The organism is Microtetraspora sp. NBRC 13810 (genome assembly GCF_030268685.1).
Lineage (GTDB): Bacteria > Actinomycetota > Actinomycetes > Streptosporangiales > Streptosporangiaceae > BSRQ01.
The window spans coordinates 13,623-26,376 of record NZ_BSRQ01000036.1 but is presented as its reverse complement, the minus strand read 5'-3'; the positions used below and the strand labels follow the sequence as shown (position 1 = coordinate 26,376).

7 protein-coding genes and 1 tRNA gene are annotated in these 12,754 nt (G+C 74.8%); 6 read left to right on the top strand and 2 right to left on the bottom strand.

Annotated elements, in window-relative coordinates; translation table 11 throughout:
• Nucleotides 1-29: 29 nt before the first annotated feature.
• Nucleotides 30-818, bottom strand: coding sequence for an IclR family transcriptional regulator (locus QSK26_RS40240; protein WP_285780636.1), 789 nt, complete (start codon nucleotides 816-818; stop codon nucleotides 30-32).
• A 129-nt stretch (nucleotides 819-947) separates the two neighbouring features.
• Between QSK26_RS40240 and QSK26_RS40235 the strand changes: the two genes are divergently transcribed.
• The 6 genes from QSK26_RS40235 to QSK26_RS40210 all read left to right on the top strand — a co-directional run bounded on the left by QSK26_RS40235 (nucleotide 948) and on the right by QSK26_RS40210 (nucleotide 11,880).
• A complete protein-coding gene (locus QSK26_RS40235) occupies nucleotides 948-1,886 on the top strand; it encodes a hypothetical protein (protein ID WP_285780635.1) in 939 nt (312 codons plus the stop codon).
• 22 nt (nucleotides 1,887-1,908) lie between these two features.
• Entirely contained in the window at nucleotides 1,909-3,399 is a 1,491-nt protein-coding gene (arfA, locus tag QSK26_RS40230; RefSeq protein ID WP_285780634.1) for an arabinosylfuranosidase ArfA, read from the top strand.
• A 73-nt stretch (nucleotides 3,400-3,472) separates the two neighbouring features.
• Nucleotides 3,473-3,545 (top strand) — tRNA-Ala (locus tag QSK26_RS40225).
• A 636-nt stretch (nucleotides 3,546-4,181) separates the two neighbouring features.
• Nucleotides 4,182-6,314 carry an ATP-binding protein gene (locus QSK26_RS40220; RefSeq protein WP_285780633.1) on the top strand — a complete coding sequence of 711 codons (2,133 nt, stop codon included), beginning with the start codon at nucleotides 4,182-4,184 and terminating at the stop codon, nucleotides 6,312-6,314.
• A gap of 52 nt (nucleotides 6,315-6,366) precedes the next feature.
• Nucleotides 6,367-8,631, top strand: coding sequence for a SpoIIE family protein phosphatase (locus QSK26_RS40215; RefSeq protein ID WP_285780632.1), 2,265 nt, complete (start codon nucleotides 6,367-6,369; stop codon nucleotides 8,629-8,631).
• 48 nt (nucleotides 8,632-8,679) lie between these two features.
• Nucleotides 8,680-11,880, top strand: coding sequence for an AfsR/SARP family transcriptional regulator (locus QSK26_RS40210; RefSeq protein WP_285780631.1), 3,201 nt, complete (start codon nucleotides 8,680-8,682; stop codon nucleotides 11,878-11,880).
• Here QSK26_RS40210 and QSK26_RS40205 read toward each other — a convergent pair.
• Nucleotides 11,873-12,694 (bottom strand): alpha/beta hydrolase, encoded by an 822-nt coding sequence (locus QSK26_RS40205; protein ID WP_285780630.1) that lies wholly within the window; start codon nucleotides 12,692-12,694, stop codon nucleotides 11,873-11,875. The genes QSK26_RS40210 and QSK26_RS40205 overlap by 8 nt on opposite strands.
• Nucleotides 12,695-12,754: the final 60 nt, after the last annotated feature.

Here is a 12,754-nt window from a genome sequence, read left to right as displayed (position 1 = left end):
GACGACCGGCGCCGGACGGGTGACGTGGATCATGGTTCCTCCAGGTCGGCGGGGGCGGGGCGGTGGCCCAGCCGTTCGGAGAGCGCGCGGGCGCCCTCGCGGACCAGGGAGGTCCAGGCCCGGCGGCGCTGTTCGTCCCAGCGCAGGATGGGCACCGAGATGCTCATCGCGGCGACCATCGCGCCGTGCTGGTCGCGGACCGGCGCGGCCACGCAGTTGACCGCGTCGTTCGACTCGCACTCGTCGTAGGCGAGGTCCTCCTCGCGGATCCGGGCGAGGGCGGCGCGGAGCGCGGCGGGTGAGGTGATGCTGTTCGGCGTCATGCCGGGCTGCTCGACGCCTGGCGGGTAGCGTGCGTCCAGGGCCTCTTCGCCGAGGCCGGACAACAGCATCTTGCCCACGCCGGTGCAGTGGGCGGGCAGGCGGCGGCCGACGGCCGAGACCATCCGCACCGAGTGGGTGCTGTCCACCTTCGCGATGTAGACCACCTCGTCCTCCTCCAGCACCGCCACGTGCACGGTCTCGGCGCACCTGGCCGCGACCTCCCTGGCCGCGAGCAGCGCCTCGTGCGCCAGGTCGAGCTGCTCGGCGAAGACGTTCCCGAGCTGGAAGAGCCGCATGCCGAGCCGGTAGCGCGTCGGCTGCTCGTGCAACACCGTCAGGTAGGACCGCCCGGCCAGCGTCGTCACCAGTTCGTGCACGGTCGTGCGGGGCAGCCCCGTGCGGTCGGTGATCTCCCCGGCGGACAGCGTCTCCCCCCGGAGGAAGAGCTCCATGATGTCCAGTGCCCGGGACACGGCGGGGACGGTGCGCACCACGACCACTCCTTCCGAGATCTCGCACAATATCCGACATTTCGTAATAAATATTGACCTTCCATCGTATATCTGTCTACAGTCGCGTCAGCATGTCGCAGGCCGTACGAGATCTCGAACACCGGAGACACGTTGGACCAGCGCCGAACGCCCGGAGAACGAGCCCTGGACCTCCTCGGGCACCCGACGGCCAACGCCCCCGTGCCCGCCTCCCCCCTCGCCTTCCCCGACGGCGGCACATGGCGCACCGAACTGCCCTCCTGCGAGGGCCCGGCCGTGCTGGAGGCGGTCCTCGCCGAGAGCGCCCGGCTGGCGGTGCCGCTGCACCGGGTCAGCCAGGGCAGCGGGGTGTGGATGCTCACCGACGCCGAGATCGCCGAGATGGTGGCCGCCTGCGCCGCCGCCGGCGCCGAGCTGTGCCTCTTCCTCGGCCCGCGCGGCTCCTGGGGGCCCGCGCCGGTGGCCGCCGCCGGGGTCCGCGCGAGGGGCCGCGACCAGGTGGCCGGCTGCCTGGACGACGCGCTGCGCGCCGCCGCGCTCGGCGTGCGCTGCCTGCTGGTCGCCGACGAGGGCGTGCTGTGGGCGCTGCACCGGCTGCGCGCGGCGGGCGAGCTGCCGGCGGACACCACGTTCAAGGTCTCCGCGCTGGTCGGGCCGGTCAACCCGATGACCTACGCCGTGTGGGAGCGGCTGGGGGCCGACTCGATCAACGTTCCGGGCGACCTCACCCTGCCCGAGCTGGCCGACCTGCGCGCCGCCTCCGCCGCGCCGATGGACTTCTACGTCGAGGCGCCCGGCGCCGTCGGCGGCCAGGTGCGCCTGCCCGAGGCGGCCGAGGTGGTCCGCTGCGCGGCGCCGGTCTACCTCAAGTTCGGCCTGCGCAACGCGCCCGACGTCTACCCGGCGGGCGCCCACCTGCGCGAGGCCGCGGTCAGCACCGGCCGGGAGCGGGTACGGCGGGGCCGTCTCGTGCTCGACGCGCTGGCCAGGCGCGGGGCGGACGGGGGCATGTCGCCGCCCGGCGCCCGCCTGCCCGGCAAGCTCCTCCGGTTCGCCGGGACCGAGGGGTAGCCACTCACGTCCGAGGAGCCCGATGAGCGAAGCCACCCTGACCATCGACCCCGCCTTCACCGTCGGCGACGTGGACCCCCGGCTGTTCGGCTCCTTCGTGGAGCACCTCGGCCGGTGCGTCTACACCGGGATCTACGAGCCGGACCACCCTGCCGCGGGCGCGGACGGCTTCCGCCGCGACGTCCTCGCCCTGGTCCGCGAACTCGGCGTCACCACCGTCCGCTACCCCGGCGGCAACTTCGTCTCCGGGCACCGGTGGGAGGACGGCGTCGGCCCCGAGCGCCGGGCCCGCCTGGACCCCGCGTGGCGCTCGATCGAGCCGAACACCTTCGGCCTCGGCGAGTTCATGGCCTGGACCCGGGCCGCCGGGGTGGCCCCGATGATGGCGGTCAACCTCGGCACCCGCGGCCTGCGGGAGGCGCTCGACCTGCTCGAATACGCCAACCACCCGTCCGGCACCGCCCTGTCGGACCTGCGGCGCGCCCACGGGGCGGCGGAGCCGTACGACATCAGGCTGTGGTGCCTGGGCAACGAGATGGACGGGCCCTGGCAGCTCGGCGAGCGGACGGCGGAGGAGTACGGCAGGCTCGCCGTGCGGACCGCGAGGGCGATGCGCATGATCGACCCGGACCTGGAGCTCGTGGCGTGCGGGAGTTCGGGCGCGGCGATGCCGACCTTCGGCGCGTGGGAGGCGACCGTCCTCTCGCACGCCTACGAGGAGGTCGACCACCTCTCGCTGCATGCCTACTACGAGCCGCTCGACGGCGACGTGGCGTCGTTCCTCGCCTCCGGGGCGCTGATGGAGTCCCAGATCGAGGACGCCGCCGCGACCTGCGACCACGTCCGGGCGCTCACCCGGTCGAAGAAGCGCGTCAACCTGTCCTTCGACGAGTGGAACGTCTGGTACATGACGCGGTCGCGGGCCGCCGCCCAGGAGCCGTGGCGGCACGCCCCCCGGCTGCTGGAGGACCACTACGACGTCACCGACGCCGTCGTGGTGGGCAGCCTGCTCATCGCCCTGCTCCGGCACGCCGACCGGGTGCGGATGGCCTGCCAGGCGCAGCTCGTCAACGTGATCGCCCCCATCCGCACCGAGCCCGGCGGCCCGGCCTGGCGGCAGACCACCTTCCACCCCTTCGCCCAGGCGTCGAGGCACGGCAGGGGACGGGTGCTGCGGGTGGAGCCCCGCTCGCCGGTCTACGAGTGCGCGGCGGGCGAGGTGCCGCTGCTGCACGCGACAGCCGTGCAGGGGCGGGACGGGACGGTGACGCTCTTCGCGGTGAACCGGTCGCGGGACGAGCCCCTCGACCTGGCCGCCGGCGTCCGCGCGCTCGGCGACGCGCGCGTGCTGGAGCACACCGTGCTCGCCGACGCCGACCCGGCCGCGCGGAACACCGCCGCGGACCCCGCCCGGGTCCGCCCCCGCCCGGCGCACGGTGCCGCCGTGGACGCCGGAACCCTGCGCGCCACCCTCCCCCCGGTCTCCTGGAACGTGATCAGGCTCGGCCGCTGACCCCTCTGACCAGCCCGTCCCTCTTCGATTCCGCGTCCGCGCCCCGAGTCCGATACACTCGATCCATCCCAACGGGGCTATGGCGCAGCTGGTAGCGCGCCTCCATGGCATGGAGGAGGTCTGGGGTTCGAATCCCCATAGCTCCACGACAGGATCGCCGAAGGGCGGTCGGCAGGCGGTTTTCGCCGGTCGGCCGCCCTTGATCGTTTCCTGGCCGCGGTTTCCGGAAAGTCTTTCAGGATTACGGCCCCGGGAATGGGACGCCGTCGCCGTTCCGGGGGCGCGGAGGCGGTGAATGGGGGATTCCGGCGGTCATTGTTCGTAAGGGCGTTCCGGTGTTGTTCGGCGGTCGCGTCCGGATGGCCGGTGCGGCCGGCGTACAACGGCCCGGAAACGCTCCATGTGGATGGCCGAAATCCGCTGGACGAAAGACCGATTCGGGCTTCCCTTCCTGCTCCAGGGCCGCTCGGCGCCCGGGGGAGCGGGCATCGGGCGAGGTCGCGGAACCCCGTCACGGCCGGGCATGTCCCATTCCGGTCAGCGTGGCACTTTGCCCGAGTCAAGTGCCACGCCGAATGGACTTGCGCGGTGAGGGCGGCCCATGATGACGTTTATGTCGCGCGTCCGGACCGGTGACGCGGCGTCCGGCGCCGGGCCGCCCAAAGGGCCGGTGAGTTGGCGGAAACGAGGTGCCGGAAAACGGCGACAAAGGACTTGCCGAATGTTCGACCGCACCACGGATCGCCGGGTTAGGCTAAAGAACTTACCAACGCTACGCCACCGTGCGGACACGTGAGGTGATCATGGGTGAACTCGGCAGTCGGCGTAAGGGCAACCCGCCGGCCGAGGTTTCAAGTTTCGTAGGGCGCAGGGCCGAGCTGGCCGAGATCGAGCGGCTGCTCGCCGCCTCCAGACTGGTCACGGTCACCGGAGTGGGCGGGGTCGGCAAGAGCCGGGCGGCGCAGCGGGTCGCCTCCCAGGCGCTGACCGCCTATCCCGACGGCGTCTGGTTCGTGGAGCTGTCCGGCCTGCGCGAGGGCGGCCTGCTGCCGCACGCCGTGGCCGACGCCCTCGGGCTCGGCGACCAGACCGCGCGGTCGCAGGTCGACGTGCTCGCCGAGTTCCTGGCCGAGCGGCGGCTGCTGCTCGTGCTGGACACCTGCGAGCACCTGCTCGGCGCCTGCGCGCTGCTGGCGCAGGTGATCCTCTCCGCCGCCCCGCAGGTGCGCATCCTCGCCACCAGCAGGCGGCCCCTCGGCATCGAGGGCGAGCAGATCTTCCCCATGCCGCCGCTGCCGGTGCCCGCCCTCGACGGCACCGAGACCGACGGGGAGGCCAAGCACGAGGCCCTGGTCGGCAACGACTCGATGGTGCTCTTCCAGGCCAGGGCGGGCGCGGTCGACCCGGCCTTCGACCTGACGCCGGGCAACGCGCTCGCCGCCGCCCGCCTGTGCCGCCGCCTCGACGGCATCCCGCTCGCCATCGAGCTGGCCGCCGTCCGGCTGCGCGCGCTCACCCTGGAACAGATCGTCGAGCGGCTCGACGACCGGTTCCAGCTCCTCACCAGGGGCGACCGGGCCACCGTGCCCAGGCACGAGACGCTGCGCACCGCGATCGGGTGGAGCCACGAGCTGTGCGAGCCGCCGGAGCGGCTGCTGTGGGCCCGGCTGTCGGTGTTCGCCGGCGCCTTCGACCTCGCCGCCGTCCGGGCGGTCTGCGCCGACGACCGGCTCCCCGCCGGCGAGGTGGGCGGGCTGGTGGAGAGCCTGGTGGAGAAGTCGATCCTGTGGCAGGAGCCGGGCGACCGCTTCCGGATGCTCGACACGCTCCGCGAGTACGGGCAGGAATGGCTCACCTCCCTCGGCGAGGACGAGCGGCTCGTCCTGCTCCGCCGCCACCGCGACCACTACCTGCGCCTGGCCAGGCAGTGCGAGGACGAGTGGTGCGGCCCCGGGCAGGTGGAGTGGTCGCGGCGGTTCAAGGCCGAGCACGCCGACGTGCGCGCCGCGCTCGACTTCTGCCTCGCCGACCCGCGCGAGCATCGCAGCGCGCTGGAGCTCGCCGGCGCCCTGCGGTTCTTCTGGTACGCCTGCGGCCTGCTCCGCGAGGGCCGGCACTATCTGGCGGCCGCGATCAACCTCAGCCCCGAGCCCGGCCCCGCGCTGACCAAGGCGCTGTGGGTGTCCGCGCAGTTCACGATGTCCCAGGGCGACCTGGGCGAGACGGACGTCTGGCTCGCCCGGTGCCGCCCGCACCTCGCAGAAGACGACGTCGAGGCGGCGGCCTGGATGTCCTACATCGCCGGCGGCGCCGCCGTGCTGCGCTCCGAGCCCGCCGAGGCCATAGCGCTCACCACCCGCGCCGTCGAGCTGCACCGGCGCGGCGGCGACACCCGGCACGGGCTGCTCCTCGCCCAGGCCACCCAGGGCATGGCGCTCATCTTCGGCGGCCAGAGCGAGCGCGGGGTGGCCGTGCTCACCGAGGTCCGCGAGACCTGCCAGCGGTACGGCGAGCAGTGGGTGTGCTCCTGGACCGACTACGTCCAGGGACTCGCCGAGATCGCGCACGGCGACATCGAGGCGGCCATCGCGCACAGCCGCGAGTCGCTGAAGGTCAAGTGGCGGCTCAACGACAGCACCGGCATCGCCCTCGCGCTGGAGCTCCTCGCCTCCGGCTGCGCCGTGCACGGCGACGCCGACCGCACCGCCAGGCTGCTCGGAATCGCCCACCAGGTCTGGCACACCTTCGGTCTCCCCGGCCTCGGCTCGCAGGACCTCGTCGCCATGCGGACCAACAGCGAGGCCCTCGCCCGCAAGGCGATCGGCGACGACGCCTACGACGCGGCCTTCGAACACGGCACGGAGCTCGACCTGGACGACGCGCTCTCCTACGCTCTGGCACAGAAGGGCGGTTGAGCGGGAGCGCCCTTCCACCCCTCATGCCCACCTCTCCCAGCCGGAGCAGACGATGGCCAAGCCGGCCTCCGCACTTCCTCACGGTTCTCTCGCCCGAGAGGAGAAGCCCACGCGCATAGACGGCCTCCTCGACCCGGCCAGGATCGCCGCCCGGCTGGCCAGGGCGATGGTGCCGCGCTTCGCGGACTTCGCGGCGATCCAGCTGCTGGACGAGGTCGTCACCGGCGGCACCGAGTCGCTCACCCCGAAGGAGCAACTCGTCCTGCGCAGGGTCGCCGTCTGCGACGGAGGCACCGAGCGGCGGCTGTCGGACCTGTTACCCGAGGGCGAGATCGTCCGCTGGCCGAGGAACAGCCCGCTCCTCGTCACGCTGAGCGGCGGCGCCAGCGTCCACGTGCCGTACATCGACGACATGACGGGCGACCACCTCGCCGCCCAGCTCGCCACGCCCGGACTGGGCGGCGTGCTCGGCCGCCGTCCGGTGCTGATCGTGCCGATGCTGGCCGGCGGGACCATGATCGGTGTCGCCCTGCTCGCGGGCGACACCGACAGGCGGCGGTTCGGCGAGGCGGACATCGCGGCCGTCGAGGCGCTCGCCCAGTGGGCGGCCGACTGGATCGACGACGCCGGGCCGTGTCGCGGCGAGCACGACATCGCCCGCGAGCTGTGGCGGGAGGCCCGGCCGGAGATCCCCCAGCGGGTGGCGAGGGCCGAGCTGTGCCACCGTTACCTGCCCAAGAGCCGCTCGGCCGACCTCGGCGGCGACTGGGTGGACGTGATCCCGCTGCCCGGCGACCGCGTCGCGCTGGTCGCGGGCGACGTCGCCGGGCACGGCGTCGACGCGGCGGCCCTGATGAGCCAGTGCAAGACAGTCGTGCGCACCCTCGCCGCGCTCGACCTCCCTCCGGGCGAGCTGCTGCGGCACTTCGACACCGTGCTGTCCAGGTCGGCAGGCGAGCCGGGCGAGCGGCTGGTCACCTGCGTGTACGCGGTGTACGACCCGGCCGCCGGCGAGGGCGTCTTCGAGAGCTACCGGGTGCCGGTGGGCGACGGCGCGCTGCTCGCCCTGTGCACCGACGGGCTGGTGGAGGCCACCACCCGCGACGTCGGCGAGGGCCTGGAGCTGCTGCGTGCCGAGCTGGCCGACCCCGGACGCCACCTGGAGCGGATCTGCGACGGCGTGATCGCCAGGCTGGCCGGCGGCGAGCGGCGCGACGACGTGGCGCTGCTGCTGGCCCGCCTGCTCGGTCCCGCCACCTCCCTCGCCGTCTCCTCCGCCATGGCCGCCGGTGACGGCTTCGCCGCGGGATCCGCCGCGGCGCCGCCCAGCCGGCCCGCCCGTCTCATCGGGCGCGACCGGGAGCTCGGCAGGATCGCCCGGCTGCTCGGCGCGAGCAGGCTGGTCACGCTGACCGGCCTCGGCGGGGTCGGCAAGTCCCGCCTCGCCGCGTACGCCGTGGACCGGCTGCGCGGCGACTTCCCCGACGGCGTGGCGTTCGTCGACGTGGCCACGGTGCGGACGCCCGACCTGCTGCTGCACGCCGTGGCGGACGCGGTCGGCGCGCCCGACGTGCCGGGCCGGCCCCGGCTGGAGGCCGTGCTCGACCACCTGGCGGACAATCGGGTGCTGCTCGTGCTGGACACGTGCGAGCACCAGATCGACGCCTGCGCCGAGCTGACCACGACGTTGCTGCGATCCTCGCACCGCCTGCGGGTGCTGGTGACCGGCCGCCAGCCGCTGCGCGCCGCGGGCGAGCACATCCTCGACGTCGCGCCGCTGGCCCGCACCGTCCGCGGCTCCGCCCGGTGGTCCGACGCCGCCCAGCTGTTCGCCGAGCGGGCGGCCGAGGTGCTGCCCGGTTTCACGCTGTCGCCGGACAACTCCGCCGCCGTGCTGAGGATCTGCCGGGTGGCGGAGGGCGTCCCGCTGGCCATCGAGCTGGCGGCGGGCCGGCTGCGTTCGCTCACCCTGCGGGAGGTGGCCGAGGGCACCCGCGACAGGTTCGGGCTGCTGGTCGCCGAGACGCCCGCGGCGACGCCCCGGCACCAGAGCCTGCGCGCCTCGCTCGACTGGAGCCACCGCCTGTGCGACCCGCAGGAGGCGTTGCTGTGGACCCGGCTCTCGGCGTTCACCGACCCGTTCGACCTCGGCGCGGTCGAGGCCGTCTGCTCGGACGAGCTGCTGCCCGCCGAGGACATCATCGATCTGCTGTCGGCCCTGCTGGAGAAGTCGGTCGTGCTCCGCGAGACGAGCGGCGAGCGCACCCGCTACCGGATGCCCGACGCCGTCCGCGACTACGGCGCCGAGCACGGCTGACCGTCTGGGAGATCATGTTCCGAGCGCGCGGTGGGCGATAATCGGGGCATGCGGTTCGGCATTCTGGGCGCCACCGAGGTGCTGTTCGACGACGGGCGTCCCCTCGCGCTCGGCGGTCCCAGGGCCCGGTCCCTGCTCGCGCTGCTGCTGCTCGACGCCGGGCGGATCGTCACCGCCGAGCGGCTGATCGACGGCCTCTACGGCGACGAACCGCCGGGTGGCGCGACCAACGCCCTGCAGTCGCACGTCTCCCGGCTCCGCCAGACGCTCCGCCCCCTCGCCGGGGCGGTCGTGGAGTTCCACCCCGCCGGTTACCGGCTGGCGATCGAGCCGCAGGCCGTGGACGCGCACCGGTTCGAGCGGCTCGCGGCCGAGGGCCGCCGGGCGCTCGCCGCCGGCGACCACGGTCTCGCCGCCGGCACGCTGCGCGACGCGCTCGCCCTGTGGCGCGGGCCGGCGCTCGCCGACGTCCGCGACGCGCCGTTCGCCGCGGGGCAGGCGGCGCGGCTGGCGGAGCTGCGCCTCGCCGCCGTCGAGGACCGCGTCGAGGCCGAGCTGGGACTCGGCGGGCACCGGCCGGTCGCCGAGCTGCGCGACCTCGTCGCCGCCCACCCGCTGCGCGAGCGGTTACGCGGCCAGCTGATGCGCGCGCTGCACGCGGAGGGCCGCCAGGGCGAGGCGCTGGCGGTCTTCGAGGACGCCCGGCGGGTGCTGGCCGAGGAGCTCGGCGCCGACCCCTCCCCGGAGCTGGCGCGCGTCCACCTCGCCGTCCTCCGCGCCGCCCCCGGCCCCCTCACCCCCGCCGAGACCGCCCCGCCGCCCGCGCAGCCGGTACGGCCGGCGCCGCCCCGCCAGTTCACCAGCTTCGTCGGCAGGGCCGAAGAGCTGGAACGCCTCGGCAAACTCCTCCAGGAGACCCGTCTCGTCACGCTCACCGGTCCCGGCGGCGCCGGCAAGAGCAGGCTCGCCATCGAAGCCGTGACCCGGACGGCGGACGAGGTCTGCTACGTCCCGCTGGCGTCGCTCACCGAGGGCCGGGAGATCCCGCGGGCCGTGCTGGCCGCGCTCGGCCTGCGCGAGTCCGGGCTCCAGCCGCTCGGCCCCGAGGCTGCTCCCGCCGACATCACCGACCGGGTGGCCGCCGCGCTCGCGGAGCGGAGGACCCTGCTCGTCCTGGACAACTGCGAGCATCTCGTGGACGACGTGGCACGGCTGGCCGACCGGCTCCTCGGCGCGTGCGCCGGGCTCACCGTCCTGGCGACCAGCCGCGAGGCCCTCGGCATCACCGGGGAGACGCTGTGCCCGGTGCCGCCGCTGTCGCTGCCCCCGCAGGGCGCGGAGCTCGTCCAGGCCCGCGCCTGCCCGTCGGTCCAGCTCTTCGCCGACCGCGGCGCGGCCGTGCGGCCGGACTTCGAGGTCGCCGAGGACACCCTCGACGCGGTGGTGCGGATCTGCCGCACCCTGGACGGCCTGCCGCTGGCGATCGAGCTGGCCGCCGCGCGGCTGCGCTCGCTGCCGGTGACGGAGGTGGCCGACCGGCTGGCCGACCGCTTCCTGCTGCTGTCCCGCGGCAGCCGTACGGCGCAGCCCAGGCACCAGACGTTGCGCGCGGTCGTGGCGTGGAGCTGGGACCTGCTGGACGAGGCGGAGCAGACGCTGGCCAGGAGGCTGACCGTCTTCGCCGGCGGGGTCACCCTGGAGGGTGCGGCCCGGGTCTGCGGCCTGCCGGAGGGCGACGTGGTCGAGCTGCTGTCCAGCCTGGTGGACAAGTCGCTGGTGGAGGCGGCCGGGCCGCGGTACCGGATGCTGGAGACGATCCGGGCCTTCTGCGCGGAACGGCTGGCCGAGGCGGGTGAGGAGGAGCGGCTGCGGCACGACCACGCGGAGCACTACCTGCGCCTGGCCGAGGAGGCGTCGCCGTACCTGTGCGGCGGGGAGCAGCTCGCCTGGCTGGCGCGGCTCGCCGACGAGCACGACAACCTCTACGCCGCGCTGCGCTGGACCGTGCACGCCGGGGACGCGGTCGCCGGGCTGCGGCTCGTCGCCGCGCTGTCGCCGTACTGGTGGCTGCGCGGGCAGCGCAGCGACGCCGCCCCGCTGGCCGCCGCGCTGCTCACGCTCATCGGTCCCGTGCCACCCGCCGGCCGGCACGAGGAGTACGTGCTGTGCATGCTGACCGCCTACGTGACGGGCGCCGGCGGCGACGACCGCGAGGCGCGCAGGCGGCGGGTGGCCGAGATCTTCGTGGGGCTGGCGTTGCCGCTCAGACATCCGTTCCTGCTGCTGCTGTGGGCGACGTTCATGGGGCTGCCGAAGGACGACGACCTCGGCGACCCGGACATGCGGAGGCTGCTGGAGAACAGCGGCGGCCCGTGGGTCAGGGCCGTCTACCACCTGGGGATGGCGTTCCAGATGCTCTACGCGCACGCGCGGGCCGCGGCGGCCGAGGAGGAGTATCTCGTGGCGCTGGCGGCGTTCCGGTCCTGCGGCGAGCGCTGGGGGATGGCGACCACCCTCGGCGAGCTCGCCAAGCTGGCCGACTGGCGCGGCGACCTCGACCGGGCGCTCGCGCTGTCGGAGGAGGCGCTCATGCTGATCGAGCAGCTCGGCGCCCGTGAGGACACGCCCGAGATCATCTGCTCGCGGGCCCAGGTGCTGCTGCGCGCCGGGCGCCTCGCCGAGGCGGAGGCGGAGTTCGGCCGGGCCGCCGAGCTGGCCCGCCGTACGGCGTTGCCGAACGCGCTGGCCAGGGCGTCCCGCGGGCTGGGCGACGCGGCGCGGCTGCGCGGCGACCTCGCGGGCGCCCGGCGGCTGGCCGAGGCGGGGCTGGCGCTGGTGCCGGGGCTGTCCTTCGGCATGGACGAGATGGAGGCGGAGCTTTACATCACGCTGGGCCGGATCGCCGCCGCCGAGGGGGACGCCGGCGCCGCGCGGGCGATGTGCCTGCGCGGCCTCGCCGCCGCCGTGCGCAACCCCAGCTTCCCCGTGGCGGCCGAGGCGGCCGAGGCGCTGGCCGGCGTCGCGGTGCTGGCCGGGCGGCCGGAGCGGGCCGCCTTCCTGTTCGGCGCGGGGCGCGCGCTGCGCGGCAGCGTCATCAGCCCCGGCCCGGATGTGGCACGGGAGTCCGCCCGGGCCCGCGAGCTCCTCGGCGGCCCCGCCTACGACGCCGCCTGCGACCGGGGCGCCGCCCTCACCCGCGCCGAAGCCCTCGCCCTGCTCGTGGACGGGCCGGAGAGCGAGGTCAGGTGATCTCGTCGGCCAGGTCGGTGACCGCTTCGACGAGTTCCCTGCCGTAGACGAAGGCGACGTCGTTGTGCCCGGCGCCCTCGATCTCGATCGCCCTGACCCGGCCGCCGGCGGTTCGCGCGGCGGCCACCACCGCGCGGCTGAGAGCGGCGGGCACCGTGCGGTCGCGGGTGCCGTACAGGATCGTGGTGGGCACCCGGACCCGGGTGATCAGCTCGGCGAGCGGGTAGCGCTCGCCGAGCAGCGGGCGGACCGGCAGGAAGGGATAGTTCGCCTGCCCGGCGTCGGCGAGGTCGGTGAACGGCGAGCGCAGCAGCAGCGCGTCCGGCGGATGCTCGGCGGCCAGCTCGGTCACCACGGCGGCGCCCAGGCTCTCGCCGAAGTAGATGACCGGCTCGCCGGTGCGCAGCAGGTGCTCGCGCGCCGCGCGGACGTCCAGGGCGAGTCCCGCCTCGTCCGGCGCCCCCTCGTTGCCCCCATAGCCGCGGTAGTCCATCAGCAGCACGTCGAGACCCCGCTCGGCGAGCACCTTGGCCAGCGGCGCCCGCCCGGCCCGGTTGCCCGCGTTGCCGCCCGCGACCAGCACCCACACGCCGCGCCGCGGCTCGGCCGCGGGCACGGTCCAGGCGGCGAGGCGCAGCCCGTCGCGGGTGGTCAGCGTGACGTCCCGCGCCCCGGGGAGTACCGACGCGGCCGGCGGCACGGCACCGTGGTCCGGCAGGTAGATCAGCTTGCGCTGGAACGCCCAGGCCATCCCGACGATGAGGATCGCCACCCCGCCGGCGGCCGCCGCCGCCCGCCAGAGCCAACCCGCCACGGCACCCTCCCCTCCCGGCCCCCACGATGCCCCGCCCCGCCCGCCGGGGCAAGCACCGGG

What these genes read in the sequence shown, in the direction of transcription:
- QSK26_RS40210 (WP_285780631.1), top strand. Translation starts at nt 8,680, where the DNA reads ATGCGGTTCGGCATTCTGGGCGCCACCGAGGTGCTGTTCGACGACGGG.
- QSK26_RS40215 (WP_285780632.1), top strand. Translation starts at nt 6,367, where the DNA reads ATGGCCAAGCCGGCCTCCGCACTTCCTCACGGTTCTCTCGCCCGAGAG.
- arfA (WP_285780634.1), top strand. Translation starts at nt 1,909, where the DNA reads ATGAGCGAAGCCACCCTGACCATCGACCCCGCCTTCACCGTCGGCGAC.